The sequence below is a fragment of the Mesorhizobium sp. M1423 genome, from assembly GCF_040317575.1.
GTDB lineage: Bacteria > Pseudomonadota > Alphaproteobacteria > Rhizobiales > Rhizobiaceae > Mesorhizobium.
Window position 1 is genome coordinate 1 of sequence record NZ_JAMYKU010000040.1, and the last position, 24,986, is coordinate 24,986.

The 24,986-nt window shown below is 57.7% G+C and carries 21 protein-coding genes and 6 pseudogenes; 21 read left to right on the forward strand and 6 right to left on the reverse strand.

What is annotated here, in order from left to right; all coding sequences use genetic code 11:
• The 7 genes from NKG95_RS31335 to NKG95_RS31370 form a co-directional block, all read left to right on the forward strand.
• Positions 1-419 (forward strand): ArdC family protein (locus NKG95_RS31335; protein ID WP_353043429.1); only part of this gene is annotated, 419 nt, incomplete at its 5' end.
• Positions 416-592, forward strand: a complete 177-nt coding sequence (locus tag NKG95_RS31340; RefSeq protein WP_353043431.1) for a hypothetical protein — start codon at positions 416-418, stop codon at positions 590-592. The genes NKG95_RS31335 and NKG95_RS31340, both read left to right, overlap by 4 nt.
• Before the next feature lie 45 nt (positions 593-637).
• Complete coding sequence (locus tag NKG95_RS31345) at positions 638-994, forward strand: DUF2958 domain-containing protein (protein WP_353043432.1); 357 nt, start codon at positions 638-640, stop codon at positions 992-994.
• Between the two features lie 97 nt (positions 995-1,091).
• Positions 1,092-1,562: a hypothetical protein gene (locus tag NKG95_RS34370; RefSeq protein ID WP_502914004.1), complete on the forward strand. Its 471-nt coding sequence runs from the start codon at positions 1,092-1,094 to the stop codon at positions 1,560-1,562.
• 1,140 nt (positions 1,563-2,702) lie between these two features.
• On the forward strand, positions 2,703-3,650 hold the full coding sequence (locus NKG95_RS31360) for a GHMP family kinase ATP-binding protein (protein WP_353043435.1): 948 nt from the start codon (positions 2,703-2,705) through the stop codon (positions 3,648-3,650).
• A 10-nt stretch (positions 3,651-3,660) separates the two neighbouring features.
• Positions 3,661-4,716 carry a cysteine synthase family protein gene (locus tag NKG95_RS31365; protein ID WP_353043437.1) on the forward strand — a complete coding sequence of 352 codons (1,056 nt, stop codon included), beginning with the start codon at positions 3,661-3,663 and terminating at the stop codon, positions 4,714-4,716.
• On the forward strand, positions 4,716-7,415 hold the full coding sequence (locus tag NKG95_RS31370) for a lyase family protein (protein ID WP_353043438.1): 2,700 nt from the start codon (positions 4,716-4,718) through the stop codon (positions 7,413-7,415). The genes NKG95_RS31365 and NKG95_RS31370 overlap by 1 nt, the downstream gene beginning before the upstream one ends.
• Before the next feature lie 808 nt (positions 7,416-8,223).
• Here the strand turns inward: NKG95_RS31370 and NKG95_RS31375 are convergent.
• The 5 genes and pseudogenes from NKG95_RS31375 to NKG95_RS31395 form a co-directional block, all read right to left on the reverse strand.
• On the reverse strand, positions 8,224-8,778 hold the full coding sequence (locus tag NKG95_RS31375) for a GNAT family N-acetyltransferase (protein WP_353043439.1): 555 nt from the start codon (positions 8,776-8,778) through the stop codon (positions 8,224-8,226).
• 91 nt (positions 8,779-8,869) lie between these two features.
• Positions 8,870-9,313, reverse strand: coding sequence for a transposase (locus tag NKG95_RS31380; protein WP_353043471.1), 444 nt, complete (start codon positions 9,311-9,313; stop codon positions 8,870-8,872).
• Positions 9,314-9,340: 27 nt separating this feature from the next.
• Positions 9,341-9,756, reverse strand: a pseudogene (locus tag NKG95_RS31385) (transposase); the annotation flags it as partial.
• A gap of 268 nt (positions 9,757-10,024) precedes the next feature.
• The gene (locus tag NKG95_RS31390) at positions 10,025-11,020 is read right to left on the reverse strand and encodes a D-alanine--D-alanine ligase family protein (RefSeq protein ID WP_353043441.1); all 996 of its coding nucleotides are present in this window, start codon (positions 11,018-11,020) and stop codon (positions 10,025-10,027) included.
• Positions 11,021-11,541: 521 nt separating this feature from the next.
• The gene (locus NKG95_RS31395; protein WP_353043442.1) at positions 11,542-12,594 is read right to left on the reverse strand and encodes a KamA family radical SAM protein; all 1,053 of its coding nucleotides are present in this window, start codon (positions 12,592-12,594) and stop codon (positions 11,542-11,544) included.
• 640 nt (positions 12,595-13,234) lie between these two features.
• Between NKG95_RS31395 and NKG95_RS31400 the strand changes: the two are divergent.
• The 12 genes and pseudogenes from NKG95_RS31400 to NKG95_RS31455 all read left to right on the forward strand — a co-directional run.
• A pseudogene (locus tag NKG95_RS31400) lies at positions 13,235-13,419 on the forward strand (IS1380 family transposase); the annotation flags it as partial.
• A 77-nt stretch (positions 13,420-13,496) separates the two neighbouring features.
• Complete coding sequence (tnpB, locus tag NKG95_RS31405; RefSeq protein WP_353043443.1) at positions 13,497-13,751, forward strand: IS66 family insertion sequence element accessory protein TnpB; 255 nt, start codon at positions 13,497-13,499, stop codon at positions 13,749-13,751.
• Between the two features lie 254 nt (positions 13,752-14,005).
• Complete coding sequence (locus NKG95_RS31410) at positions 14,006-14,329, forward strand: IS66 family transposase (protein WP_353043472.1); 324 nt, start codon at positions 14,006-14,008, stop codon at positions 14,327-14,329.
• Between the two features lie 18 nt (positions 14,330-14,347).
• Positions 14,348-14,539 (forward strand): annotated as a pseudogene (locus NKG95_RS31415) (IS66 family transposase); the annotation flags it as partial.
• Between the two features lie 17 nt (positions 14,540-14,556).
• Positions 14,557-14,604: pseudogene (locus NKG95_RS31420) on the forward strand (hypothetical protein); the annotation flags it as partial.
• 59 nt (positions 14,605-14,663) lie between these two features.
• Positions 14,664-15,001 (forward strand): annotated as a pseudogene (locus NKG95_RS31425) (IS66 family transposase); the annotation flags it as partial.
• Positions 15,002-15,073: 72 nt separating this feature from the next.
• Positions 15,074-15,223: a transposase domain-containing protein gene (locus NKG95_RS31430; RefSeq protein ID WP_353043473.1), complete on the forward strand. Its 150-nt coding sequence runs from the start codon at positions 15,074-15,076 to the stop codon at positions 15,221-15,223.
• Between the two features lie 550 nt (positions 15,224-15,773).
• Positions 15,774-17,384: an ABC transporter substrate-binding protein gene (locus tag NKG95_RS31435; RefSeq protein WP_353043446.1), complete on the forward strand. Its 1,611-nt coding sequence runs from the start codon at positions 15,774-15,776 to the stop codon at positions 17,382-17,384.
• A 358-nt stretch (positions 17,385-17,742) separates the two neighbouring features.
• Positions 17,743-17,859: pseudogene (locus NKG95_RS34375) on the forward strand (IS5/IS1182 family transposase); the annotation flags it as partial.
• A 486-nt stretch (positions 17,860-18,345) separates the two neighbouring features.
• Positions 18,346-19,905, forward strand: coding sequence for a gamma-glutamyltransferase (locus tag NKG95_RS31445; protein ID WP_353043447.1), 1,560 nt, complete (start codon positions 18,346-18,348; stop codon positions 19,903-19,905).
• Positions 19,906-19,953: 48 nt separating this feature from the next.
• Positions 19,954-21,279 (forward strand): aspartate aminotransferase family protein, encoded by a 1,326-nt coding sequence (locus NKG95_RS31450; RefSeq protein WP_353043448.1) that lies wholly within the window; start codon positions 19,954-19,956, stop codon positions 21,277-21,279.
• A 128-nt stretch (positions 21,280-21,407) separates the two neighbouring features.
• On the forward strand, positions 21,408-21,713 hold the full coding sequence (locus NKG95_RS31455) for a carboxymuconolactone decarboxylase family protein (RefSeq protein ID WP_353043474.1): 306 nt from the start codon (positions 21,408-21,410) through the stop codon (positions 21,711-21,713).
• Between the two features lie 406 nt (positions 21,714-22,119).
• Here NKG95_RS31455 and NKG95_RS31460 read toward each other — a convergent pair whose 3' ends face one another.
• On the reverse strand, positions 22,120-22,266 hold the full coding sequence (locus NKG95_RS31460; protein ID WP_353043449.1) for a hypothetical protein: 147 nt from the start codon (positions 22,264-22,266) through the stop codon (positions 22,120-22,122).
• A 177-nt stretch (positions 22,267-22,443) separates the two neighbouring features.
• On the opposite strand from NKG95_RS31460, the gene NKG95_RS31465 reads away from it, so the two are divergent.
• On the forward strand, positions 22,444-24,045 hold the full coding sequence (locus NKG95_RS31465) for an ABC transporter substrate-binding protein (protein WP_353043450.1): 1,602 nt from the start codon (positions 22,444-22,446) through the stop codon (positions 24,043-24,045).
• Entirely contained in the window at positions 24,045-24,986 is a 942-nt protein-coding gene (locus NKG95_RS31470) for an ABC transporter permease (RefSeq protein ID WP_353043451.1), read from the forward strand. The genes NKG95_RS31465 and NKG95_RS31470 overlap by 1 nt, the downstream gene beginning before the upstream one ends.

Consider the following 24,986-nt stretch of genomic DNA (forward strand, 5'->3'; position numbering starts at 1 on the left):
CGGATTTCAGGGTCGGCGGCGATCGCGCTTTCTACATGCCGGGCAGCGACCACATTCAGGTGCCGCCGCAGCCGGCGTTCCATCAGCAGATCGACTATTACCGGACCTGCTTTCACGAGCTTGGCCACTGGACCGGCCACCCAACGCGGCTTGCTCGCGACCTCTCCGGCTCGTTCGGCTCCAAGGCTTACGCGCGTGAAGAATTGGTCGCCGAAATCACTGCCGCCTTCGTCTGCAGCAACCTCGGTATCGAGCCGACCGTGCGTCATGCCGATTACATCGGCTCATGGCTAAAGGTGCTGCGCGAGGACAACCGCGCGATCTTCCGTGCCGCCAGTCTTGCCTCCAAGGCCGCCGATTTCCTGTTTGGCCTTCAGGCCGATGCCGAAGGCGAGGCGCAGGAAGGGATTGCGGCATGACGATGCGCGATCCTCAACTGACCGCGACCGAGCCGACGCCGCAAGGCGAGCAGATGCTCATTCCCGGTGTCCGGCCGACCGATCACCACGCGCGATCGGCTCACCCTCCTGATGGACGCGCCGATGTGTCCGCGCGCGGCGCAAAAGCCGCTCGATATCGGCCTCTTCGATGAAGCCAGCAGAAATCAACTCGACCTGTTCTGACAAGGAGTCTTTCCATGATCCTGATCACCGATCCACTGCGCGCACGACTGCTAGCCAATGGCGCCGCCGACGCCGACATCGACCATTTTCCCGTTGTGAAACTGTTTAATCCGACAGGTGCCGCCACGTGGCTTTTGACCGAACTCGACGCCGATGGCGACACGCTGTTCGGCCTTTGCGATCTCGGCTTCGGCTTCCCCGAATTCGGCAACGTCAGTCTGGCCGAGCTTGCATCCGCAAAAGGTCCGCTTGGCCTCGGCATCGAGCGCGACCTGCATTTCCAGGCGCGCTTTCCGCTCTCCGTCTATGCCGAAGCCGCGGCAGGCCGCCGCCGCTCTTTCGCTTTCCGTTCCCGAGCTTCCGCCGACTAGGGCGGAATAAGGCGCCGCTGGCGCAAAACCCCGTCCGCGCCGCTCGGCCTTTGGCCTCGCGGCAGGGGCAATTCCCCGAAAAAATAGGAGATAGACCATGCAGCTTGCCCATGTTTTGCTCGACCAGTTGAGTGTCTCGGCGCTCAACCTGCGCCATGCCAAACGCGCGCCAGACCTATCCGACATCCTGCCGTCCGTGCGCGCGCGGCGTGCTTGTGCCGCTTCTGGTGCGGCCCAACGGCACGCCCGATACCTTCGAAATCGTCGCCGGGCGGCGGCGCTATTTCGCGCAAAAACTGTCGCCGACGAGCGCGGCGAAGCCGATCCCCTGCCATGCGCCATCATGGAAGACGGCGACGATGCCCACCTGCTCGAAGCCTCGCTAATCGAAACCATCGCACCACTTATAGATCAGGCTGGTCGCGACATCGTACTGACGCGCGACCGCCGCCACTGTGGCTCCGGGCGCGAATGCCGCGGCCAGTATCCGGCACTGATCCTTTTCACTCCAACGACGACGACGCTCAGGCCCGTCAATAACGTCACATGGCTCATGCTGTGCTGCTAACTACGCTCGTAAGGACGACCTGAAGAGCGCAGCCTCGCTACCGTGCCATGCTCGCGCAAGGCGGCTCTCGCCGGAGGCGTACAACTGAACCGGCTTCGTCGTAAAGAACTCCTATGCTGCCACGTAGGAATTCATCGCAAGCGGGGGAGGGGGAGCAGCCGGCGCTCGGATGAAGCGGCCGATTGCATTGCAAATGGCGAGACCGCTACCGCCTCCAGCCCGGGACGGCAAGAAGCTCAAGCGAGGTGGCGTTAAGCGGACGATGATGACGACCCTGTGGTCGCAAACGCAGGCTTGATTCCATCTGCTTGTCCGTCAACCCTAATGTATGTTGCGTCGTCGTCCGCGGCCACATTTTTCTGGCGGCGAAGCGCGTGCTGCGTGTCCAAACTCTGACAGCGACAGACGAATGTCAGGTTCATTACAGCCGGCCATCCCGGCTGTTGTGGAGGCTTTTTGTCGCGAAATCACGGGCTTAACGCGCACTGAGCGCGCTGGTACGGCCTTTGCCTATTGACCTTTGCTGATTGTGATGTGGCAACACTGAGTGAAGGCTGACTGCATGCAGATGCGCGAAACGAGAGCTCTCCTTTCCTTGAACCCTTTGTGCCCTCTCTAAGAGGGAAACAAACAAGCCCGCGCATAAAGTCGCGCAACCTGTGGCAACAGCTCTGGAGAGCAAAATGGCAATCAACTTCAGAACAGCAGCGAGCTTCGGCAGCGGCAGAGGTTGAGAGCTCGTCGCATCGCTGCCGATCAGATCAAGGGCAAAACCGGGATCACTGATTGTTTTGAGCGGCGCCTCCCTCGCACGGCTACATGCCTCTCCATGCAATCAACAGCGCAACAGATCTTACAATTGATTTTCACAGAAGCTTTGCGAAAAAAACTCGCTGCCAATGCTACGTTCACCGAGCGGATCGCAGGCGACCCAGGATACTCGAAAGTATCCCATCCGGGGTGCCAAGCCAGTTCCGACGAGTATCGGCCGTGCCTTGCTAAAAGCACACTCAACGCATTTGACGAGAAAGTAATATGGCAACCCAAAAGTCGACATATCCCGCACTTTCCGGAACCGACCCGAGCGCGTCGACGAGAGAGCTTCTCCAAGCGGCCGCTGATGAAGTTTGGAAGCCGTACATGTACCATCAGACGTTCGATGGCGCAGACGTGGCCCAAAACATAGCCGAGGATGGCCAGGAGCCAAGGACTTACTGCAGCGGCGCTCTTTGTTGCGGTACATTCGGCGAGTTGCTGCAAGGCCAGTTGCCGGCGGGCTCCTTTCTTCGGGATTCTCACTTCCTGGTTACGATGCCGATAGCGCTCTTTGCGAGGGCTCACTTCACGCCGATTGCGGGCACACGATCCGTGACTGTCTATCCGTCCCACAAACTCAAAGCAAAACGGTTAGCTGAGAATCTCGTGAGTACGCTCGGCGCCTCAGGAGGAATTCTGCTTTTGCAATCGGAGCTCCCCGAAGGCAAAGGACTGGCAAGTTCGTCTGCGGATCTTGTTGCGGCTGCACGGTCAATCGCGCGCTGCTTCAACCGTAGAATCCGAACGTCATTGATCGAGAAACTAATGGCGGAGATCGAGCCATCCGACGGAGTGATGTACCCGGGGGTGGTCGCATATCAGCAGCGAGCATGTCGCCTTCTCTCCTTCCTTGGGCAAATGCCGCCGCTTGCAATCGTGGGTATCGATGAAGGAGGGACGGTGGAAACCGTCGACTATGATCAACGGCGAGGTGAGATCTCCGCCAAGCAACGGGCAGAATATCACGAATTACTCGACCGCGCACGGACAGCGATTCCGCAGGGTGACAAGGTCACAATAGGCAAAATAGCTACGGCCAGCGCCCTCCTGCATCAGGAGCGGGCTCCAAAGAAGCACCTTAACTCGATGCTGAAAGCATCCGAGGCTACTGACGCTCTCGGGGTCATAGTCGCGCACAGCGGCACAATGATTGGAATCCTGCTTGATCGAATGACGGCTGACTTTCCACGGAAGCTTCGGTCCGCACTCGCTCATGTATCGGCGTTCAACAACTCGCCAAAAATGTATCTGACGATGACTGGTTATGAGTGAGGTAAGCAGCATGAACGCTCTCCGCAAACGCCTGCCATTCTCCAGCTACTCTGATGCCTATGCACTTCCAAGCATCATTAAATGTCAGACAAATCTCTATGTTGCGCAGTTTGCGTTCATGAAGCTTCTTCCCGCCAAGTACATCATCGAACAAGCGATGGCCAGAGGGACTCTGACGCACGGCATGAAAGTTCTCGAGACTTCAAGCGGAACCTTCGCGCTGGGTTTAGCAGTAATCTGCCGGGAATATGGATTACAACTTGAAATCTTCACAGACCCAGTGATGGACAAAGGCCTGGAAAGCCGGTTGAACTCCTTGGGAGCCGAGGTCGTCATAATAATTGAAAAGGCGAAGCAGGGTGGCTATCAAAGAAGCCGTCTCGATGCGTTAGACGCTAGGATGAGCGAGTTGGGCCACTCTTGTTTTTGGCCCCGGCAGTACGAAACACCCGACAACCCAGCAGCCTATAGGCTCTTCGCTGACCAAATAGCGGAGATGTTGGGCCCGGACGTAACGTTGGTCGGGTCTGTAGGGTCAGGCGGTTCTACTTGCGGAACGATAGAGCGACTCCGCCAAAAAGCGCCTGGCGCACGCCTGATTGGAGTGGACACCTTCAATAGCGTGATTTTTGGCCAGCCGGATGGCGAACGCAAACTGCGGGGGCTAGGGAACAGTCTTGTCCCCGAGAATGTGAAGCACGAACTGTATGACGAGGTGCATCTCATCTCCGCTTCGCTCGCATTTACGGCAACGCGACACCTCCACGAACGGCACACCGTCTTCGCCGGTCCCACGTCCGGGGCGAGCTACATCGTGGGGCGGTGGCGCGCTCGGCAGTATCCAGAAGAAACCGTAGTCGTCATTTGCCCGGATGAAGGCCACCGCTACGTCGAAGCTGTATACGACCGCGAGTGGCTCAAGCAGAACGGATCTTCAAATGAAGCCGATGTGCTGGACGCGCCGGCGACCGAAACCCATCCGTCGACGGCGCTCCCACCATGGAACCGATATCTTTGGAAGCGGAAAACCCGGGAAGCTGTCCTGAGCCTTTTGGAGGAAGTGTGATGAACCGAGGTAGCTTCCTTTTCGTGGAAAGCAACACAACAGGCACTGGCGAACTATTGATGAAGCGGGCCCGAGTCCTGGGCTTTGAGCCCTATCTCGTGACGCGCAATCCTGCGCGCTATTCATTTCTTAAGGACTCGGTCGCTGAAGTGATCGAAGCTGAGACCCGCAGCCCGGATGAACTCATTAGGGCCGCCGCCAAATTAAGCAGGCTGACAGGGATATATTCCTCGTCGGATTATTTTGTGGAATCAGCGTCACGTGTCGCGACGGCGATAGGGCTGCCAGCAGCGAATCCGGAGGCTATTGCTACCTGCCGGAATAAATGGAAGCAAGCGGCCGAGTTGCAGCGACAATCAATCGCGATCCCTGAAACTCGGCTGGCCACTTCCGTCAGAGACGTCGAGAATATTCTTGCCCAAGCCACTCTGCCGGTGGTCATCAAGCCGGTGTCCGGAAGCGGTAGTAGCGGAGTGAGGTTGTGCGATAGTGCCACAGCCGCCATCAAGGCATTTGAGAGTGCAAAGAACGCACTGTTGGATCAAGTGGAGCTGACCAGTCCCGATACTATCGTTCAGCAATACGTGGAGGGAAAAGAATACTCTGCAGAGATGATTGCCCAGGACGGGGCGCTGCACTGTCTTGGAATTCTTGCAAAGCACAAGGGCCCCACTCCCTGCTTCGTCGAGGTAGGGCACGACTTTCCGGCTCCCTTGCCGGAGTCATCCCTCCAGGAACTGGCCTCCTTTGCCGCGGCCGCAATGTCGGCTCTGGGCCTGAATTTCGGACCGGCTCATGTGGAGTTCGTGATAACCGAGTGGGGCCCTGTCATCATCGAGGTCAACCCCAGGCTGGCCGGAGGGATGATTCCAGTCATGCTGTCCCACGCCTTGGGAACGTCAATCCTGGATATGGTGATCAACCTTTACGCTGGGGAGGCATTCACGCCTCTCCGGACGAGGACAAGGGCGGGCGCCATTCGTTTCTGCCTTGCTGATAAGGCTGGCAAGCTCAAACACCTGAGCTTTTCTCGAAGTCCGGACGAGACAGTGCCGGAGGCGGGTCTGCTGAAACCTGAAGGGGAGGAACTTCAAACAAGTGGCGATTTTAGAGACCGGGTAGCCTACGCCATAGGGGTTGCGGATGAACTCGACGCCGCCGCCATGGCAGCTGAACGGATGATCGATTCCGTTGTGATCGATATTGAGGCGGCTGCTTGCGAAGCGGACAACGACAAAGTCGATGGGTCAAGCCAGAGCACGTGGAACCTGCATCCCGAAGCGATGAAGTTGCTCGCTCCGCCCATCCAAATCGCGCGTGACGGTCGCCTTCTGCGGCACCAAGCGTCCATAGACGAAGCACATCTGGTGATGCTCGCGGACCAAGGCTTGGTCAGCCAAACAGTGGCTGCCGATCTCCTCAAGCACATCTTGGCTCTCCAGGACGAGGGCTTTCAGCCTTTGGAGGGCCGTGACGCTCCGCGCGGTGTCTATCTGGCCTATGAGGCAGAATTGGCCGCAAGAGCTGGCCCCGAAAAGGCGGGTTGGCTGCACTTCGCTAGGTCCCGCAACGACTTGAACGCGACCATTTCTCTCCTGGTGCTTCGGGAAGCTGCGTGTTCCATCTCACAACAGATAGAAACTGCGCAAGATGCCCTACTTCAGCGGGTGGATGAAGCATCAAAAGTAGTGGCTCCGTTGTACAGTCAGTATCAGATCGCACTCCCCGGATCGCCCGGGCACTACCTGCTTGGCGTCTTGTTCGCTTTGTCCCGCGCGCGCCAGCGCCTCCATTGCCTGCTGGAGGACATCAGGAACTGCCCCCTGGGGGCTGGTGCCGGCGGAGGCACCAGCATACCCATAGATCCCACAAAGACAGCAAATCTTCTGGGATTCGAACTGCCGTCATTCAACTCGCTTGATGCTGTTGCAAGCCGTGACCATCACCTACAAGCGCTTTCGCTCTTCGCTGGTCTTTCAATTTTGCTCAGCCGTGTGGCCCAGGACCTGCAGGTTTGGACGACGCGGGAGTTCGCGCTAATCGATGTTCCTGACAATCTTGCTGGCGGTTCTTCGATGCTGCCGCAAAAAAGGAATCCGTTTCTGCTTGAACATATCAAAGGGTCGGCAAGCACCGTGATTGGCGCATATGTTTCTGCGGCAACGGCAGCCTGCAAATCGCCTTTCAGCAACTCGATCGAAGTAAGCAATTACGGCTGCTCTCCACTTGGCCCTGCAGAAGATGCCCTGAAGAAAGCCATCACCCTCATATCGCTCATTGTGAAATTCATGTCTTTTAACGTACAGACGATGCGTGAAAATCTGGAAGATGGCTCAGCGATGACGACCGTCGCCGCAGAACGGATGGCGTCGCAAGGCGTTCCTTTTAGAGAAGCGCACACAAAGGTTGCAGAGATCGCCAGGCAGGTATCTCTGTATAGCAGCGTCGCTGAATGCCGCAGCGAATTGATGAAACATTTCGGTGAGGTATTGCCAGCGAGCCCTGAAGAGTGCAGGGACGCTCTGCAGTTCGGGGGCGGCCCCGGAAAAAGGTCAATAGATGACCAGATTTCTGTAGCGAAAACGCTCATTCGGAAAATGCATTTGAAATGCGCGGACATGCGGGGACGCTGGGTGCGCGCAGAAATGCACCGTAAACAGAAGGTGAAAGAACTTATTGATAAGCACCGGACTGCTTAAAAGTATGTTGCGACGTCGCGTGCAGTCTATTCTAGTGCCTGGCAGTCGGGACTTGCCTCATTCCTCATGACCCGGCGCCCACTCTGGGCGTTCAGCACCCGGGTCCGGTGCCGGACCCGATGCCGCTCGCTGCTTCGCGCTTGCATGTAGTGTGGCAACATTGGTAACGTTACCCTGTCGCTATTTGCAGGTCGGTAAGTTAGAGGTTGGTTGATGCGGCATATTGGCTGGCGCTGTCATGCGGGCGCGACCTTCACGAGAAACAACCGGCGACTGGCTCGGGAGGCATCAGTGGTACCAATCACCCGCTCGCGTCCGCCGCGGGGCGGAAATGCTCGCCACCAGCGGCAACGCTGTGCTCGATCGACGCTGCCATGATCCGGCCTTGTTCACCCTGTCGGTCGTCGAGGCGATGTGGGCGCCGCTTGGATGATCTAGCCATTTTGCATGAAGATCACCCGATCGTCGGCACGCCGGCGCGGCCATACGCCGGCTGTACCCAGCTCCGCGCCTGGTCCGGCGTGAACCATAAGCCGTGACGCGCCAATCTGCCGCCTGAGCGATCCAGTCATTGCGCCGCCCCTCCTTAACAGTTCTTCTCGTCTGCGCAGAACGATCGTACGAGCAGGTCTCGGGCCAGCGGAGGTTTCGATCGCCCGGCAGAGGCCGTGATCTGGCCTCGGTCAACTGAAGAGACCTCTTGCCGACGTCAACCGAAGTAAATCGAGCGTGCCTTGATGCAATTGTCGGCGGAGCGAGAAGTCAGGAGAGGCCACTCCAGGTCAATGTTCACAACAAAACTAACCAATCAAACAAGTAAGCTATCACTTTGTACAAGTGTTTCCTGTGTAACCACGAAATACATCATATTTATGGTGTTGTAAATTCTGTTACCGACATAGTAAAATCCGATCTTCGAGTTCTTTAAACGTGAGCGCGTGTTCGTTGGAAGAATGAATCCTGTCACTTTCTCAAGCTTTAAATGCTCGAAAGCAAATTTGACTACTGCCCTCCCGGCCTCGACCGCGATCCCCTTCCCGGAGGTCGCAAGGTGGAGGCGGGTTACGAGTTCTACGTTATTTGGATCTTCGGGCAGACGCGGGCCGAGGCGCCTCAATCCACAATAGCCAGCGAATTTTCTGGCTTGGCCTCCATCTTTGACGAACACCATCCATAGGCCGAAACGATTGCGCTGCCAATGATTAATGAACTGAAGCAGTTCAGCTTTCGACTGCTCTATCGTCGGATAGGATCCAATCACGGCGTTTACCACGAACGGATCGCTATGAAGTCCATGTACAAGAAGCTCGTCGCTTTCCGACGGCGGCCTTAGGATTAGGCGAGGCGTTTCTAGGATGTGCATGAGAAGTTCCCTCTTCTTGGCCTGCACTTATAATTTGACGGCACGCACAACAAACGATGACTATGATCTCATAGAATGCGCGTTGCTTGGATTAAAGTTTTGAGAAATCTCTGCAACAATCTTTAGCTGAGATCCCTCGTAAGAGAATGCGAGGGTTTGCGGTCGAGGTCAGTGGCGTTGTCGTGGGACGTCTGCGGCCCGTCTGTTTATATCGCGCGTTGCGGGATGCGACTGAGGACGATGCGCAGGATGCGCTGGTCCGGCAGGATGCGGCAGGTGCAAGGCGGATTTGGGTTTTCATCTCAACCGCGGCGATCTTGATGAGGCGCAGTCGCAGCGTCCCGAATTGGGTTGCTGCAAAGCTCGAGCGTTTCGGCACGCGGCGCGCAGCCCACACATAAGGCAGTAGGCGCCGGCATGTTGGAACAGTCGGAAACTGGTTGGCCGTCGCTCTTGTGCAGGAGGTGCGGTTGGCTACGAGATGCGTCTTCCACGACTTGATGTGGTTCTCGGCAGCGCCGAGGACTGTCAGGATTTCCGTGTGCGGGCAGGCGGTTGAACATTACGCCGCCATGGCCCGGACGAAGCGCTCGCCGAAGATGACGGCGAACTGGGCCTTGGCCATGGTCCACTCACGTGGCGGCATTTTCCACTCGGATCGGTTCAAGATCAGGTAGAGGCAACTTGGTTGCCGCATCGTCGCTTGGGAGGTGGCCCTTGGCCCTGACAGCCCGCCTGAGCTTCGAGTTCAAACTCTATTGAGTTCGTGGTGTAAATGATCCGACGGACGTCGTCAGGGAACGCGAAGAATGGAATGACCTCGCCCCAGGTGCGCCGCCAGCTCTGGCCGATGGCGGGATAGCGCTTGCCCCAAGGGCCGGCCTCGAACGCCGCCAGCGCCTTTTCGGCGGCATCGGCATCGACGGCGCGGTAGATTTCCAGTGCGCTGGAGAGGCTCTTGCGGTCTTTCCAGGACACGAGGTGGGCCATCTCCGCTTCAGCGCGCGCTCTGTGAGAGCCTTCTTGAGCGTATCCAGCAGGCGGACTCTTCGAAGGCAGCACTGGCTGTGCCTCCTGCCAGCGGTTGGTGGAGACGATCATTCGGCATTGCAGGTTCTTTGCGTCGGGGCATAGTGGGAGGCTGGATGGCGCACCACTTCTGTCGAGGCAATGGCCGGCGCCTGCACCAGTACAGCCCACGGTCCGGAAAGCGAAAACGCCCCGGTTGCGACGATGCGTCTTCGGCCTAATGGATGCCGGTTCCGAAATACCGCATGTGGGCGACATTGAGGATGCGATTGATCAAGTTCGAGAAACTGTGTCCAGCGGTCGTCGCGGCCAGGACATAAACGCAGGACATGCTGACGCCGGCCATCGAGTTAATCTCCAGGACAAACGGCTGGCCGGAGCGATCGATCCGGAGGTCGACGCGGGCGTAATCTCGGCAGTGGCAGGCACGGAAGGTCGCAACCGAAATATTTCTCAGTACCGTCGCAAGTTTGCTCTCGACTTGCGCCGGGCAAATCCTCTGCGGCGATGCGGCCGCGATATGCTTCGCTTCGCAAGTCACCAGACGCGTTTCACGGTCGCCGAAGTCATACTCCACCAGAGGCAACACCTCAGGCCGTCCGTTACCGAGCAGCGCGACGGTGATTTCCCGCCCCTCAATGTATTCTTCTACGAGCGCATCCTGCGCATACTGCGTGACGACCACTTCTACGGCCTGCTCCAACTGAGCAGGCTCATGGACGAGCTGCAACCCGAAGCTGGTGGTTTCATGACGCGGTTTTACTACCACCGGGAATCGCAGGTCGCCAGTGCCCTCGGTGCCGCGACGCATCAGGCGAAAATTCGGCGTAGGCACGCCGGCATCGCGGATGAGCCTCTTGGTGATGGCCTTGTCGAGCGCCAGCCCATGCCCGAGAGGGCTCGATCCGGTGTACGGCACGCCGGCCATCTCGAGCATGGCCGGAACGTGAGTGTAACGGCATTCGCCCTGAATTCCGAGTGCCATGTTGAAGACGATTCCCGAGGGCCGGGCTTGTGGATCGGGTGGCATGAACCGCTCGAGTGTAGCGAGCAGTCCCTTATCACCTTCGCAGAGCAGCGTCTCGTGGCCGCCCTCTCGCAGCGCCTCCGCAACGCTTTCAACCGCCTCGCGGCCATATTCCTCCCAACAAGGCTGACCGAACCGGTTGATCACGCCCGTACGATCATGGTCCCAAACGACGGCTACCCGCATAAGTTACTCCTTTGCACTTTTCCCTTCTGTCACGTTCATTCGCCCCGTTGGCCGAAGACAACAGCTCGTCGGGAGTGCTCGCCCGGCGGTAAGGCCGTCCAAGCAGCGAGCGGGGTTTGTTCTAGGCGTATCATCCGTACAGCGGAGCACGCCATAATTCCTCCACACGTGGTCGAGCGTCGCGGGAGTCGATGGAACCGTTCAGGCGCGATGCCCGACCCGCTGCTCGCCGGCTTTGATCGAAGTGACCCCGGGCGCACGGGAATATGCCTGCGTTCCACTGTCCGCGGAACGGACAAGCAATAACGGCTTGCCCGTTCAGCCCCGATGCACTGGACCCTGAGACGCAAAGTTTCGAGGCCGGGTTAGCCGCGGCGTCAATTGCATTTCCGCAGGCATGAAGGATGTTCCGCCCCGCTTCGGTGCGGAGCGGGAAAGCCGTCATCACCGCCTGATGGCGCTGCCCCACAGATGCGGCTGGGCCCTTGTGTACGGTGGTCAGCATTCCATGCCTTTCGGTCTCATCCTTCGGGCAAATCGTCCAGCCAGCATGCACCCTCAAGGTGCGGCCGGGAAAAGATCCTTCCGATTTTTTCGGGAGTCTTGTTTTGATGGTATCGCATATACACCCGGCCGTCGGCTCCAAGGTCGAGGATCTCGATCTTTCCTGTATAATGGGACATGATGTATTTGAATGTTTTTTCGATGCCGCTGAGACGTTGGTTGATGCCACGCGCGATCTCTATTCCGCGGCGCAGCGAAATCTGGAAATGCGATGCCCCTTTCACCGGCCTGGCCTGAAAGAGGTAATAAGGGCGGACGCCCATTTGATGACACTTGGCAAAGGTCGCAGCCAAGATCTTGGGATCATCGTTGACCTTCGCAAGGAGAACGGACTGGTTGAGGAACTGTACTCCCTGTGCGCGCAAAAGGCGAATGTTACACTCAGCATCAACCGAGATTTCGCCGATGTGATCGAAGTGTGTGACGATGACAGCGGTCTTCCCCGCTTTGTGGATCCGCTGGAATAAAGCCGGTAGAGCGGGATCCTCGAACCGCTTGGGCTCATAGGCGACTGCTTTTGTGCCGAATCGGATCGTTTCCAAGTGTGAGATCGGCAGCAAATAGTCAAGAATTTTGTCAAGCTTAGCGGTACTCAGCACGAATGGGTCGCCTCCCGATAACAGCAGGTTCGTCATCTCAGGGTGATCGCCCATATATCCAGCAACCTGAGCGAAATCAGGTACAATTTCATCCGAGGTCTTGCCGACAAGGCGTTTCCGAAAGCAAAAGCGGCAATATGAGGCGCAGCGGTCTGTTACCAGTAACAACCCAGTCGAAGCGTACTTATGCTGAAGTCCGGGCACTACTGTGTTGTCATGCTCGCCGCTCGTATCCAGATTGCCGCGACTTTCGAACTCTTGGAGTGACGGTTCCACAATGTATTTTAGCTGGTCATAATAGCCGCTGTTGATGATCTGCTCACGATAGAATGCTGAGACATGATAACGCGTGATACTGTTGGCTTGTAGCTCATCCTCGGTGACGACACGCCTCCCTTCGATGAAATTCATCGCCCTAGTCTCGGAGCTGCGGGTGCGAGTTGGCGAACGATAATTGCAGCAAGCAGGCCCGAGGCGCCAAGCTCGCCGCATGTTCGACTCATGATCGCTTGGCGGTACTGAGCTCAACGAGGTAGCTTCTGTCGCGTGGTTTTGGATCGTTCGAACCAGTTTCATTTAGATTCCTCGGCCGGAGACTGCTAAACGGCTAGGGTTCTAACGGAACCCTCGTCCTATCAGAGGCAATAGGCATGCCAGGACTGCAAAGCAGGTGTTTCACGCCGTGCCGACGGAATAGTTGCGCTTCAGTGTGTAGGGTTCCGAACACAGATGTGTTAAACTGGCTACACCTGAACACACAGTAACAGGACCTTCGAATGAACAAGATCGCTTCCGTTGATCAGCCGCATGGGTGACATTGCGTCGCGAGGCACCTTTCGAGGCCGACCGAGTCGCGGCAGCTACTCGATAGTGTCGTTCAGTGCGATGTCCTTGCGCTCCTCGCTCAGCCCAACGATGAAGGCTTCATGCGGCAATGGAGGCTGCATCATTTCAAACAGCACCGGTTTCTGCCTCCTTTCAGCGGCTGGGCGCCGTTTTGGCGCAAAAGAGTCGTCCGCTAGATGAAATTTGAAGACATGACGGCCACAGAGTGGATGCCGGTTTCGGCGGTTGAGCGATCACCTCAGATGCCGGCGCCTTGCTTGTGCGCCTCGTTGACAACGCCGTCGGCCAGTTCAGCCGGATAGCTGCCTGCTTCATCGCCGACGCGATCCGGACTGTACGGTGCACAGCGTACCGACGCTGGTGGGACGTAGGCGGGCAGCTGAGGCCGTTCAGCGCTGGTAGTTCCATGGCAAGGGCGTCGATATCGCTGTTTGGCCAGCCATTGGCCCTTCTGGCACTGGTGCGCGATGCCGGCTCGGATCCATCAAGGCGCGCTTTGTGTCTTCCGCGAAAAAAGTGCGGACAGGATCAAGGTCGTCTGGTGGGACGGCAGCGGCGTGTGTCTTTGTGCCAAGCGGCTGGATGAGGCGAAGTTCTGCTGGCCGCGGGTCGCCCACCACCGGGTCCAGCTCAGTCATGCTCAGCTCATGGTTCTGGTTGACGGAATGGACTGGAAACGGGTTCGGACGAAGACCGTGAGGCGACCGGAATCGGTTGGGTAAAAGCCTGCGGCATGATGAATCAGGGAGCTGAAAAAGCGGGAAAATTGCCCGCGAATATGCTCTGATTTTGGCCATGTCGGCACCCGATCTCGCGCTCCCGGACGACGTTGACCCGCTCAAGGCGATTGTTGTTGCCATGGGCGGCCGCCGGTCTGGAAGAGTGTAATGCCGATCTCGAAGCCCACAATACGCATCTCGAGCTGGTCAACAAGAGCGCCGAGGAGCGCATCGCATGACTGACGGCGGTGGTGAAGATGCTGGAGCGGTCGCGCTTCGGCAGCCGCTCCGAAAGGTTGCGGGCCGGTGCGCTGAGCGAGGAGCAGTATGCTCTCGCCTTCGACGAGATCGAAACCGGCGTGGCGGCCATCGAAGCGCAGATGGAGAAGTCTGCGGGCGGCTCGAAAGCGAAGCGAGCCCCGCGCCCTCGCAAAGGCTTTGCGGCCCATCTCGAACGGGTCGAGGTGGTCATCGAGCCCGAAACCCCTGCTGGCTGCAAAGCGCTGGAAAAAGATCCTGATCAGCGAGGACTCACCCTGACCCTCGAACCAGTCAGGCATAGGCGCAGACATAGAAATTGACACCAGGTCGGAGCTTGTGCCGCGGCACTGCAGCCGGTGCATGCGCTGATCGAAGCGCATGTGCTTGCCGCCGAACGTCTGCATGGTGACGACACCACCGTGCCGATCCTGGCACGCGGCAAGACCGATACGGGGCGCATCTTCGCCGCCGGTAGCGCGCTCTACTATGCCTGCGCGATCGGCGGCAGGAACATCCCGAGCGTCATCTGAAGAGCTTAAGCGGCATTCTGCAGGCCGACGCCCATGGCGGCTACAACCAGCTGTTCAAGGCAGACCGTGACCCCGGTCCGCTGACCGAGGCGCTGTGTTGGGCGCATGCGCGCCGAAATTCTTCGTGCTTGGCGACATCGCCGCGAATGCCAAACGCGGCAAGAACGCCGCCCCGATCTCACCGGTCGCGCTCGAGACCGTCAAGCGCATCGATGCGCTGTTCGACATCGAGCGCGGGATCAACGGCCTTGCCGCCGACGAACGCCTGCAACGACGCCGGCAGGAAAGCCGTCTTCTCGCCACCGAACTTGAGGCCTGGCTGCGAACCGAGCGGGCCAAACGGTCGCGCAGTTCTCCGGTACCGAGCCTATCGATTACATGCTAAAGCGCTGGGACGGCTTCACGTCCTTCCTCGGTGACGGTCGGATTTGTCTCACCAGCAACGCCGCCGAACGGGCGCTGCGTGGTTTTGCTCTCGGCAGAAAAGCTTGGTTGTTTGCAGGCTCCGATCGCGGCGCTGATCGGGCCGCCTTCATGGCAACCCTGATCACCACCGCAAAGCTCAACGACGTCGATCCGCAGGCTTGGCTGGCCGATGTTCTCTCTCGCATCGCCGACACGCCGATCACACGGCTCGAGGACTTGCTTCCCTGGAATTGGAGCCCATACGATCGCAGCAGCTAAAGCTGCCTGATCTGGGCCTTCCGCTATTGAGCTATCTTGCAAACCGGATCGTTGAGACCGTCAGATCGGATATCGCAACTCCGCTCTTTACACTCTCAAATATGTAGCCGAGATGCTCGAACAGGACGTCACCCAAGCGGCATCGACAACCTTCGGCAGACCGTCGACGAACGCAGGGCTGCGGGTCACGCACCGCCCAAACCTACCGCAGAAAACCGTCGCCCGAATCACCGTGGCCTTGGCCGAATGCTACGCAAAGACATCCGGCCATAGCGCTGATCCCCAGATCATAGTGGATTATGTCGCGAGGACCCTCACCATGCGACCCAGCGGAACCGCCCGATCATTTCAGCCGATGCATTTCAAACCATGCGGCCTTTTGCGGCTCGCATTTCAGCAGTTACCGCATTTTGACGCAAGGACTTTCTCCCAAGTAATAGCATTCCGTCAATGCCAGCGCGCAATCACGCGACAAGCGAATACTTCGGTCGTTGTGTCGACGAGCCAAATAAGCGGTTAACCGCACCAACGGCGAAAAGGGAACTGAAATATGGGAATCTCTCGACGCGAAATCATGAAGGCGGGTTTTGCCGCCGGAACAGTTTTATCGATCCCCACGGTCCTACGGGCAGCAACGGCGCCAGCCCCGGCAGGGACAGTGCGGATGGTGAAGGGCCTGGACCTCCGCATCTTCGATCCGATCTATACGGCAACGAACATCACCGCCGACCACGCCGCGGCAATTTACGACACGCTGTTCTCGTTCGACTCGAAGTTCAAGCCTCAGCCGCAAATGGTCGGGAATTGGGACGTCTCCGACGACAAGAAGACTTATACGTTCGAGCTGCGAGACGGATTAGGCTGGCACGACGGCACACCCGTCACTGCAGCGGACTGCGTCGCATCGATTCGTCGCTGGGGCCAGGTGGCCCCCGGCGGACAGCTGATCATGGCGCGCGCCGGCCACATCTCGAAGGTGGATGACAGGACTTTCACGATCGCGCTTAAGGAGCCGCTTGGGGTTCTGATCGATCTCTTGGCGGATCTTACGCCGCCATGTCTGTTCATCATGCGCGAGAAGGATGCGAACCGGCCTGCGACCGAGCAGGTGACTGCGACTATCGGATCGGGGCCGTTTAAGTTCAACGAAGCTCTTGCGAAGCCTGGCGCAAGCTACACCTATGAGCGGAATGAAAAATATCTCCCGCGCAAGGAGCCGTCCGACGGATTGGCCGGCGGGAAGATCGTTAACGTCGATCGCGTCATCTGGGATGTTATCACTGACCAGCAGACGGCGATGGCGGCCTTGCAAGCAGGTGAGATTGACTATTTCGAGACCCCGCCGGCTGACCTGTACTCCTTGATCGAGAGCGATCCCAACCTTGAACTTCAGGTTCTGGACAAGGCAGGCTGGGATGCAGTCGTGCGAATGAATTTCCTTCAGCCCCCCTTTGACAACGTTAAGGCGCGCCAGGCGGTTCTTCACCTGATTGATCAAGAGGCGTTTATGCGCGTCATGGCCCCGGACTCAAAATATTCGGGTACCCTCACATCGATCTTTGGAAGCACTACGCCGGTATCCAACGACGAGAGCACAGGATGGTATAAGAAGGGCGGCGATCCGGAGAAGGCAAAGCAACTCTTCAAGGAGGCTGGATACGCCGGCGAGAGGGTGCTTATACTCGGTCCGACCGACTGGCACGAGGGCGACAGTGCTTCTCAGCTGCTGGCGTCTGCGCTCCAAAAGATTGGGGTCAACGCCGAGCTCGCGTCGATGGACTGGGGTGCACTCTCCACGCGTCGGGTGAACAAAGGCCCCGTAGAGGACGGCGGCTGGAACGTGTTCATTACCACGGAAATGGATTGTTCCCTCGGCAATCCTCTAACAGACCCACTCCTAGCTGCAAATGGCGACGAGGCTTGGTACGGCTGGCCGAAGAGCGATGAGTATGAGGCGCTAAGGGCCAAATGGGCTGACGTCGCAACACCGGAGGAGCGCAAGGCGCTGGCCCGCAAGATGCAAAGGATTTGGTGGGACTTCGTCGGCGATGTGAGGTTGGGAAAATACGTCGCGCCGATCGCGCGCCGGAAAACTCTCACTGGCCTCATCGGCATGCCGGCGATCATCCCGATGTGGAACATGCAGAAGTCGTCGGCCTAGTAGCTGGCCAAAACCTTTCGGAGGATTGCTACGACTTCGCAATTATGGCGATGGTCGAGGTTCTTCCCTCTAAGGTTGGCGTCGGGGCGACCCGGGGATCATCGCCGGCATCCGCGACAAACTGGGATTAACGATCCCTGCCGATAGTTCTCACGTTGGGTACCAGGTATGCATGGCGGTGATTTCGGCACCTCGATCTTTGCTGCAACCGGTTCTCGAGCTCATTCCGCAGCGGCTATACCGACCCTTTCCCCTGTCGATCCTTTCGGACTTCCGGTATCCTTGCCGCCTGGTGAACTGGCGGGCCCGCCGATCGTCTCCTCGCAGCCTTTTCAGGGCTTGGTTATTCGACGGCTAAAAAGCGGGTCCAGATCATTGTCTTGGTCGATCGCGCCGCGGGCTCACGACCAAGATCCACCTCGTTGTCGACGCGCAGGGGCTCCCGATGCGGCTCTGCTTGACCGCAGCAGAAGCTCGACCGGCAGATCGTTGACGCCAACCCGGTCACCTCGGCCCACGCACGATTGTGTTGGCCGACAAGGCCTATGATGGCGGAAGCATCCGGGAGTTAATCCAGGAGAAAGGCGCCATGCCAAAGATCCAAGAGCAACCGCAAATAGAAGCCGTGCATCAGAAACTGCGGCGAGCGCAACCCGATTGAGCGCTTTTCTCCCAGCTAAAGCATTTCCGCCGGGTCGCCACTCGCTATGACAAACTCCAACATCCGCAATGTCGCGTCGTTGCGGCGTGGCTGCACGCTTATGAGTCTACACTACATGAAAACATAACATCGGAGTTCGATTTCAGTTCCTACCGAATTGTGGTGCAAACGCTTCGTTAGCCCAGGGACTTTGACATAAATGCTGCCTACTCATGACTATATCTTCTACAACGGAAATAATCCTAATTGTGATCCACATGGCGGTACGGCCGGGGCATTACCTCGATCTGCGGAGTCTAAATGTTGAGCATTGAAAAAGCTGTCTGTGGCGGAGCCGTCGCGACTGGCGCACCCGCCGCGACAGAGGCTGGGGCCGAGATGCTGAGGCAGGGCGGCACAGCTGCGGACGCTGCAGTTGCGGCTGCATTGGCGATGTGTGTTGCCGACCCTGCGAATGCTAGTCTATTGGGAAGGTGTCAAATTGTGCTGCGGACGCAGGGAGGGCGTTTTGCCGCCATTGATGGAGCGAGCGCAATTCCTTCCTGTCTTCCCGAAAGCCTCGGCTCTGGGCCATTGGCCTTCGCTGCGATTCCGTGCTTACCGCAGGCGCTTGAGAAATTGCACGCAGAGCATGGCCGGCTGCCACTTGCTGTAGTAACAGCACCAGCGGCGCGGCTGGCCGACGAGGGTTTTATTCCGCCACGTCACCTTGCCGCTGCTTGGGCTCAGAATGCCGACGCACTGGCGAAAGGCGGTGCCGGGCCATATCTGGATGATACGCAACCACCGGCTCGTTTCCGTCATGGCGGTCTTGCAATGTTGCTCCGAGCTTTCGGGGAAAATGGCGCTGCAGCAATCACTGGCGGAGAGACCGCTCGAGATTTAGCAGAAGGGGTTCGTGCCGGGGGCGGATATTGGTCCGCGGAAGACCTTTCGGCAAACGCAGCTCTTGCTGGCGAGATTCTCCATTCCAGTTTTCGCGACTGTCAGGTTACTACGATTGGACGCCAAGGCTGGGGCCACACTCTTGTTGAAATGCTGTCCATCCTTGATCGCTTGCCTAGATTTTCTGATAACTTGACGGCTGCGGAGGCCTGCCGATTGGTCACGGTCATTGAAGCCTGCTTCGCAGACCGACCTCAGCGCCTTGGTTCGCTTGAACCCAAGCCAGGTGGGCTCGCGTTCGAAACCCTAATTAACTCAGACTTCATTGCTGCTCGCGCAGTAGAGATTACAGAGTGCATAAACGGGAATTCGCTCCGCGTGGCTCAGGCAGTAGCCTCGACTGTGAAGGCGACGGAGCAGAAAGATACCACCCACCTTTCAACTCTCGATGCGCAGGGAACGACGGTGGCGCTGACCATGTCAATAGGTCCTCATTTCGGGCTCCGCGCAACGGATCCGGCGTTCGGGCTTCTTCCTGCAAAAAGCTATCGGATGGCCAGTGATCCAGTACCAAACGCCCGTGACGTAACAGAGATGTCGCCGGTAATCGTCACTCGGGGGGAACGTGTGATCCTCTCCGTCGGTGCTGCAGGCAGCGAACTTATTCCAGGCGCAGTGGTTCAGGCGATCATAAACGTGGTCGATCGCGGCGCCAGCTTATCTGAGGCGCTTCGAATGCCGAGGGTGAATGTGGCGGAAAGTGCAGTATGCGCTCATGAGGAAGTAGGACCCGAGGTTATCGCTTTGCTCCGCGGGCGCTGGCCTGGCTTGAGCGTGATCGGCGGCGGAGGCGATCACCTGGGTGTCGTTCAAGCGGTCGGACATGATGCGGACGGTCGTCCATACGGAGCTGCCGATCCTGCGTGGGATGGCACGTGCGCCGTGGTGCCACTGTCACTGGCGCCTTCCACCTAGTCAAAAAGCCAAGGGGCCGTGACGTGGGCCAAACACCCTGAGACCTCAATGACCAAAATCCTCCATCGGATGATCGGTACAAATCTTCCGCGAGCCGTAGCAGGAGAGGGAATCTACATTACGGATAATAGTGGACGAAGCTACATAGATGGGTCGGGCGGCGCCGCGGTAAGTTGCCTTGGCCACAATCATCCAGAAGTCCTTGAAGCGATGAAGGCGCAGATGGGTCGCATCAGCTATGCTCATACGTCGTTCTTCACAACTGATGTGGCTGAACAGCTTGCTGAGCAATTGGTTGAGTTAGCGCCGAAGGGGCTGGACTATGTCTATCTCGTTTCAGGCGGTTCCGAAGCTGTCGAGGCCGCTCTCAAAATGGCGCGTCAGTACTTCGTCGAAATTGGCCAACCCCAGCGACGACATATCATTGCACGCCGACAGAGCTATCACGGTAATACAATTGGTGCGCTGGCGACTGGTGGGAATGCCTGGCGTCGCGCGCAGTTTCAGCCGATTCTACCGGAAACTCATCATGTCTCCCCCTGCTATGCATATCGAGACATGCAGGCGGGCGAAACACCGGAAGCCTACGCCGATCGACTCGCCGCCGAGCTTGAGGCGAAAATCATTGAGTTGGGTATCGACAAGGTCATGGCTTTCGTAGCCGAACCGGTGGTAGGTGCGACGCTCGGTGCGGTGGGGCCTGTGGCGGACTACTTCAAGCGGATCCGGCAGGTCTGTGACAAGTACGGCATCTTGCTGATCCTCGACGAAGTGATGTGTGGATTGGGTCGCACCGGAACGATTTTCGCTCTGGAGCAGGAAGAGATAGTTCCCGACCTAGTGACTATTGCGAAGGGTTTGGGCGGGGGGTTCCAGCCGATTGGCGCAGTGATGCTGTCTGAGAAAATCTACCGTGGGTTTTCGGAGGGCTCTGGTCTTTTCCAACATGGACATACCTATATTGGTCATCCCATTGCTGCAGCGGCAGCCAGCAAGGTGGTTGAAATCTTGAAGCGTCCGGAAATTATGGTAAACGTTATCGCGATGGGCGAACGCCTTCAGGCCGGACTTGATGCGGCGCTCCGTGATTCTCCCTACGTCGGCGACATCCGTGGTCGCGGTCTATTTCGCGGTGTGGAAATTGTAACGGATAAGGACACGAAGCAGCCGTTCGATCCATCCCGCAAGATCCACACGAAGATTAAAAGGGAGGCGATGGAGCGTGGCCTGATGTGCTATCCAATGGGTGGCACGATCGATGGGATATATGGTGACCACTTGCTTCTGGCGCCGCCGTTCATCATTCAACCCGAGCAAGTAGATCTATTGGTTGGTCGGCTGGCTTCCGCAATAAATGCAGCCGTCGCAAGTTGACTAATCAGCGTGGTGAGGCTTTCCCGATGGCAACATCTCCTTGTCCGCCCCTGGCCGACGAACAGTGGCCGGCAGAACTCGACGAGATGAAAAGTGGCTTTGCCGGTGCACTGAATGTCTATCGCACGATGGCTCATCACCCGGCCCTGCTGAAAGCTTGGGCTCCGCTGCGCCAACACATCGTTAACAACAGTGCGCTTGGCCCTGTTCGGTCGGAGCTCGTTATCCTTCGGGCTGCGAAACGAATAGGTTCGGCATATGAATGGGTCCACCACGTAAGCCGCGCTCGTTCCCTTGGCATTTCGGATGTCCGAATTCGAGCTATGTGGGACTCGCCCAATGGCGAAGATGGGCTCGTCGCCAGAGCTGTCGATGCACTTTTCGATGGATCACACTTGCCTTCAGATCTCGAAGCCGAACTTTCCGCCTTATAGGGAGACAAGCCGTATTCGACCTCGTCGCGACCGTCGGCTTCTATTCGATATTAGGCTATATTCTGATGACCTACGATACTCCTTTGGATGAAAAAGTGCAAATGAGATTACAGCGCGGCCACTAGTTGTGTTGCGGCGCCATCGAGTATTCACCATTTACGGTAGGTTGGAAACCGGCCCCCCGCTTGGTCCTCAGCACGCCGCTCCGTTCTGCCGCTATGTCTCATCTTTCCTGGAGCTGCTCAAGCACATGATGCTGATGCCAAAGGTGGAGAGGCTGAGTTGAAGAACGAAGCCGCCGTTCTCTAGGAGACCTGTGCGCGGGTCTCTGGACTGGCGTATTGATCTTGGATTCTTTCAATCAAACACAATGCGTTTTGGATACGATGTCGCGTCGGCCCATCGGTCAGGAAAAGTTTGGTTTTTTGCTGTTGATCGCGGCCGACATTCGTCGTTGGATGCGCGTGCCAGACTGATTGCCGAGGTGCCGATCGATTAGGCCGTGCATTTCGATGTGGTTGAAGCGAACCAGGTGCGGGTCGATGCGTTTCAAACCACGCCGTCTTCTGCAGCTCGTATTTCAGAAGTCGAACCGTTTTGAGCGAAAGGTTCCTTCCCCAAGGGCTACGGTCGAAAATGTCGCCGTCCAGTCATGTGTCTTCATTTGCCTGTGGCGCCGGCGACACCCAATAAGCGTGGATTAGCGAATGTCTCAGAGGGGAACTGGAAGATGACAATCTCTCGACGCGACCTCATTAAGTTCGGCGTGGCCGCCGGAACAGCTTTATCAATTCCATCGGTCCTGCGGGCGCAGACGACCGAGGCGCGGACGGTCCGCATGGTGAAAAACGGTGATCTCAGCGTCTTCGATCCGACCCTTACGACCGCTAACATAACTGCCGACCATGGGGCGGCGGTTTACGACACGCTCTTCGCCCTCGACTCCAAGTTCATGCCGCAGCCGCAAATGATCGGCAAATGGGGCGTTTCCGACGACAAGAAGACCTATACGTTCGAGCTTCGAGAAGGCTTAGGCTGGCACGACGGCGCGCCCGTCACCGCAGCGGACTGCGTCGCCTCGGTCCGTCGCTGGGCCCAGGTGACTCCCGGCGGCCAGCTGATTATGGCGCGAACTACGGATATCTCGAAGAAGGACGACAAAACGTTCACGATTTCGCTTAAGCAGCCGTTAGGGCTTTTGATCAATATCCTCGCGGACCTTGCAACGCCGTGCTTGTTCATGATGCGCGAGAAGGACGCGAACCTTCCTGCAACTGAACAGGTGACCGCGAATATCGGATCGGGGCCATTTAGGTTTAACCATGCTCTCGCCAGGCCGGGCGCGAGCTTCACCTACGACCGCAACGAAAAATACCTACCTCGGAAGGAGCCGTCTAACGGACTGGCGGGTGGGAAGATCGTCAATGTTGACCGCGTCATTTGGAATAATATCGCCGATCAGCAGACTGCATTCGCAGCCATGCAAGCGGGTGAGATTGATTACCTCCAATCGCCGCCGATGGATCTTCTTTCTGAAATTGAAAGTGATCCGAACCTAAAACTCACGATTCTGGACAAGGCGGGTAGCGACTACATCCTGCGCGTAAATCACCTACAAAAGCCGTTCAACAACATCAAGGCGCGCCAGGCGATGCTTCACCTCATCGATCAGGAGGCATTTTTGCGTGTCGTCTCCCCCGACCCGAAATATAGCCACACTGTCACCTCGATATTTGGCAACGAGACGCCGGTGTCAAATGACGAAAATACGGGATGGTTCAAAAAGGGTGGCAACCCGGAAAAAGCCAAGGAACTCTTCAACGAAGCCGGATACGCCGGCGAGAAGGTCGTCGTTCTCCAAGCCACGAACGTATCGGAATACAACAATATTTCGCAGCTCCTGGCAAACACATTGCGGAAGATTGGGGTCAATGCCGAGCTTGCCCCGAGTGACTGGGGCGGTATTGTTGCTCGCCGCGCGAACAAAGGGCCTGTTGAAGACGGAGGGTGGAGCATCTTCGTCACGGACGAGGCGGATTATTCCCTCGGTAATCCGCTCACCACATCGTTCCTCCTCGCAAATGGCGATAAGGCCTGGTTCGGCTGGCCGAAGAACGACGAATTTGAGACCCTTCGAGCCAAATGGGCAGATGTCGAAACGCTCGAAGAGCGCAAGGCGCTGGCCCGCAAGATGCAACGAGTATGGTGGGACTTTGTCGGCGACGTGAGGCTGGGTCAGCAGGCCTCGCCAATCTTGCACCGGAAGGCGCTCTCGGGTCTCATTGGGATTCCGAATATCAGGCCGATGTGGAACATGCAGAAGGCATCATAATGACGACCTACATCCTACGCAGGATGGTGTCGGCCATCGCAGTCATGGCGATGGTCGGGATGTTCGTCTTCCTGCTTCTCAGGCTGGCGCCCGGCGACCCGGCGGCGATCATCGCCGGCAAGTCGGCCACGGCGGAGATGATTGCCGGTATCCGCGAACAGCTGGGCCTGAACGATCCTATGCCGGTTCAGTTCATTCGTTGGGTGCGGGACATGTTCAGCGGCGATTTCGGCACCTCGATCTTTGCCGGACGACCGGTTCTCGATCTCATCTCGCAGCGGCTTGAGCCGACCCTTTCCCTGTCGATCCTGACGATGATCCTTTCGGTGACGGTCGGGGTCTCCTTCGGCATCCTTGCCGCGTGGCGAACTGGCGGTCTCGTCGACCGCCTCCTCGCGGCATTTTCGGCACTTGGCTATTCCGTCCCGGTCTTTGTCATCGGCTATTTTCTCATATACTTCTTCGCTATCAGGATGCACTGGCTGCCGGTGCAGGGATACGTCCCGATTAACCAGGGCCTGGGGGCTTGGTTTGTGCGCCTGATCCTGCCCACCGTGGCTCTGGGTCTCGGCTTCATCGCATTCATCGCTCGGGTCACGCGTGCAAGCATGCTCGAGGTCTTGGCCGAAGACTATATGCGAACCGCCGCTGCCAAGGGCGCTTCGTCATATGCCATGCTTTTCCACCATGCCTTGAAGAATGCCGGCGTCCCCATCCTGACCGTCATAGGCATAAGCTTCGCCTATCTGATCGGCGGAGTCGTCCTCACGGAAACGGTGTTTAACATACCCGGTATCGGTCGTCTGGTCGTGGATGCGATCAACAACCGCGACTATCCCATCATTCAGAGTGTGCTCATCCTGACTTCGGGTCTGTACGTCTTTATCAACCTCACGGTCGATCTGGCCTACACGCTGATCGATCCCCGCATCCGGTACTGA

What these genes read in the sequence shown, in the direction of transcription:
- NKG95_RS31340 (WP_353043431.1), top strand. Translation starts at nt 416, where the DNA reads ATGACGATGCGCGATCCTCAACTGACCGCGACCGAGCCGACGCCGCAA.
- NKG95_RS31345 (WP_353043432.1), top strand. Translation starts at nt 638, where the DNA reads ATGATCCTGATCACCGATCCACTGCGCGCACGACTGCTAGCCAATGGC.
- NKG95_RS34370 (WP_502914004.1), top strand. Translation starts at nt 1,092, where the DNA reads ATGCAGCTTGCCCATGTTTTGCTCGACCAGTTGAGTGTCTCGGCGCTC.
- NKG95_RS31360 (WP_353043435.1), top strand. Translation starts at nt 2,703, where the DNA reads ATGTACCATCAGACGTTCGATGGCGCAGACGTGGCCCAAAACATAGCC.
- NKG95_RS31365 (WP_353043437.1), top strand. Translation starts at nt 3,661, where the DNA reads ATGAACGCTCTCCGCAAACGCCTGCCATTCTCCAGCTACTCTGATGCC.
- NKG95_RS31370 (WP_353043438.1), top strand. Translation starts at nt 4,716, where the DNA reads ATGAACCGAGGTAGCTTCCTTTTCGTGGAAAGCAACACAACAGGCACT.
- NKG95_RS31375 (WP_353043439.1), bottom strand. Translation starts at nt 8,778, where the DNA reads ATGCACATCCTAGAAACGCCTCGCCTAATCCTAAGGCCGCCGTCGGAA.
- NKG95_RS31390 (WP_353043441.1), bottom strand. Translation starts at nt 11,020, where the DNA reads ATGCGGGTAGCCGTCGTTTGGGACCATGATCGTACGGGCGTGATCAAC.
- NKG95_RS31395 (WP_353043442.1), bottom strand. Translation starts at nt 12,594, where the DNA reads ATGAATTTCATCGAAGGGAGGCGTGTCGTCACCGAGGATGAGCTACAA.
- tnpB (WP_353043443.1), top strand. Translation starts at nt 13,497, where the DNA reads ATGCCGGCTCGGATCCATCAAGGCGCGCTTTGTGTCTTCCGCGAAAAA.
- NKG95_RS31410 (WP_353043472.1), top strand. Translation starts at nt 14,006, where the DNA reads ATGCTGGAGCGGTCGCGCTTCGGCAGCCGCTCCGAAAGGTTGCGGGCC.
- NKG95_RS31430 (WP_353043473.1), top strand. Translation starts at nt 15,074, where the DNA reads ATGGCAACCCTGATCACCACCGCAAAGCTCAACGACGTCGATCCGCAG.
- NKG95_RS31435 (WP_353043446.1), top strand. Translation starts at nt 15,774, where the DNA reads ATGGGAATCTCTCGACGCGAAATCATGAAGGCGGGTTTTGCCGCCGGA.
- NKG95_RS31445 (WP_353043447.1), top strand. Translation starts at nt 18,346, where the DNA reads ATGTTGAGCATTGAAAAAGCTGTCTGTGGCGGAGCCGTCGCGACTGGC.
- NKG95_RS31450 (WP_353043448.1), top strand. Translation starts at nt 19,954, where the DNA reads ATGACCAAAATCCTCCATCGGATGATCGGTACAAATCTTCCGCGAGCC.
- NKG95_RS31455 (WP_353043474.1), top strand. Translation starts at nt 21,408, where the DNA reads ATGGCTCATCACCCGGCCCTGCTGAAAGCTTGGGCTCCGCTGCGCCAA.
- NKG95_RS31465 (WP_353043450.1), top strand. Translation starts at nt 22,444, where the DNA reads ATGACAATCTCTCGACGCGACCTCATTAAGTTCGGCGTGGCCGCCGGA.
- NKG95_RS31470 (WP_353043451.1), top strand. Translation starts at nt 24,045, where the DNA reads ATGACGACCTACATCCTACGCAGGATGGTGTCGGCCATCGCAGTCATG.